Origin of the sequence: Acinetobacter chengduensis, assembly GCF_003664645.1 — a bacterium.
Classification (GTDB): domain Bacteria; phylum Pseudomonadota; class Gammaproteobacteria; order Pseudomonadales; family Moraxellaceae; genus Acinetobacter; species Acinetobacter chengduensis.
The window spans coordinates 1-1,549 of record NZ_RCHC01000059.1; the positions used below are offsets into that span (position 1 = coordinate 1).

Annotated in this window: 2 protein-coding genes; both read right to left on the reverse strand. The window is 45.1% G+C overall.

What is annotated here, in order from left to right; genetic code table 11:
• A partial coding sequence (locus D9K81_RS18160; protein WP_121524026.1) for a phage portal protein family protein occupies window positions 1-566 on the reverse strand: 566 nt, incomplete at its 3' end.
• A gap of 8 nt (window positions 567-574) precedes the next feature.
• Window positions 575-1,549: phage terminase large subunit (gene terL / locus D9K81_RS18165; RefSeq protein ID WP_121524028.1), on the reverse strand; the 975-nt coding region annotated here is incomplete at its 5' end.

A 1,549-nucleotide genomic window follows, 5' to 3' on the forward strand; every position in this document is an offset into this window, starting at 1 on the left:
AGTGTGGCCAGCAACGCTTTACCATAAGGCTGTTCATAAGTAGCTTTACGGCGTGTCAGGAAAAACTTAAAGATTTGGTCAACAATATGTTCTTGGCTAGAACCTTCTTTACGCAAAATAAGGCGACCATCGTTCTTAGGCTCAAACCATTGCATTGGTTTTTCCCCGATCCATTGCAAGCCAATATATCCCTCTGGTTTAAGCTCATATACAGCTTCTTGGACTGAATAACCAAAAAAAAGCGCATTAAGCGCGCCTGAAGCAATTTCAAAATACCATTCATCGAAAATGTCTTTTAGAAATTTTGATTCTGGCGTCTCACTTGGCTCAATTCTATACGGCGTACCTAAAAGCGCATCAATACGAGTTTCAACGGCCTGCGCAATCTCATCATCATCCAGCAATACCCTCAGCTTATGACGTGTAATACCTGCTTTACGTAACACTTCATCATTGTCGGGCTGTCGGCCGAAATGCACGAAAAAGTTTGAAATCGCTTCTTGAGTATATAAACCACCCTTAGACAAAGCCTTCTTTGACGCTTTGCCCTTTTTAGACTTTGCCATAATTTTTCCTATTGATATGTTCGAGATCCAGCTGTGGCTGGCTTCTTACCGATTCGAGCCTCATTGAGCTCTGTAAAGCCATCACTACAAGCATCCACTTGGTCATCATGTGTACCATTTGGAAAGTTGCGTAGTTCCTCAATGAGTGCTTTGTTCCAATCACCTCGTAGCATCTTCACATTGCCAATGTTGACCTGCGCAGCGAATGGTTGTGCCCGGGTAATCTTGTCACCTGATACCGTCTCGGCTTTAACATTAAAACCTGAAAGCATTGTGATGAAGTTTTTAGCTTGAGACTTCCCAGCTTGACCAGGATCCTGTGGCAATCGAATTGAAACAGACTTACCATCCATTTGAGCGGTTTGCTTAATGGTGTTTTCTACCCCATCAGGGCCCCATCGGCCTCGCACCATGTCCGCGATGTAAATAATATTTTCTTTGGTCTTGAGCATTCGTGGGCCAGCTGTCCAGTCACCCTCATTTTCAGAGGCTGCTAAATCCCAAGCGCGCACATCTTTGATAAATTCTGCTGGTAGCGCATCCACAATTTCAATTCTGTCAGGCTTAAAAAAACCACCCGCAGGTGGTGATGGTAATTGGCGATACTGCCCTGAGAATACATACGGCGCAGTATCCTCCATAACTTTTAAGCGTTCAATTGAATGCTTTGCAGGCCAAAGTGCAGTGCCGTCATCTTGAATCGCTGGCAGGCATAAGTGCTCCCATTCTTCACCATTCCCACCAGCGAGCAACCACCCTGCCAGATCTTCCTCATGCAAACGTTGCATAATCACGATGATTGGCGTATCAGGTGAGTTAGTTCGAGATTCTAAGGTGTTTTGAAACCACTCGATGACATTGCCACGAATCGTGTCTGAGCTTGCTTCACTTGCTTTGTGCGGGTCATCAATAATAATAGCTCCGCCAAACTCTTTTCGGATCTTACCAGCGCCAAAACCTGTGATCGTACCGCCTGTACCTTG